The organism is Mesorhizobium sp. P5_C1 (genome assembly GCF_054049815.1).
This window is the reverse complement of record NZ_JBFULQ010001378.1, coordinates 1-576: the sequence shown is the minus strand read 5'-3', so window position 1 is coordinate 576 and position 576 is coordinate 1. Positions and strand designations below refer to the sequence as shown.

The 576-nt window shown below is 56.4% G+C and carries 1 protein-coding gene and 1 tRNA gene; both read left to right on the top strand.

Annotated features, from left to right (window positions below; translation table 11 throughout):
* Positions 1-254, top strand: a 254-nt coding sequence (locus tag ACXJ7R_RS35925) for a hypothetical protein (RefSeq protein WP_457155916.1), incomplete at its 5' end; no start/stop codon positions are given.
* Between the two features lie 97 nt (positions 255-351).
* Positions 352-426 (top strand) — tRNA-Gly (locus ACXJ7R_RS35920).
* Positions 427-576: the final 150 nt, after the last annotated feature.

Here is a 576-nt window from a genome sequence, read left to right as displayed (position 1 = left end):
AAATGAGGTTGTTCCTTGCTCTGGGGGTGGTTTCGGCCTTGGCTGGCTGCGCGCCCCAGGCTGATGACTCCAAAACCTATACGCTGTACCGAAGCTCCGCTGCCGCCGAAATGCGTATCCATGTGGCCACGTTCGATGCGACCGAGGCGGAGGCGTACAACAGAGAGAATTGTCAACTTGCGGCCAGTCTGTTTCGGGCGCAACCCGGTGTCGTTGTTCGATATTGGTGCGAGAAAGGGCGATACAGAGGGTAGCTCGGCCTCCCACCTCGACCTACTTCCAATGCATGTGCCGGCTATCCCAATCGCTAATTTGATCGAATGAGCCCGTTCTACTAGCGTGCCAAAATTGGCGCTCGTAGCTCAATCTAGGACAGAGCGGGACCTTCCCGGGCAGATGCAGGTTCGAGCCCTGCCGAGTGCACCACCACCCGCCGCTGATGGGGCAGCGGGCCGAGTGCCTTGCGAACAATGGTGTTCGACATCGGATCTTCGCCAATTCGATTTAGTGTCAGGCTCTAGTGCTTCCGTAAGAGCAAGAATTCTGATATCACGGTTTTATGGCAAAGCAGGAAAC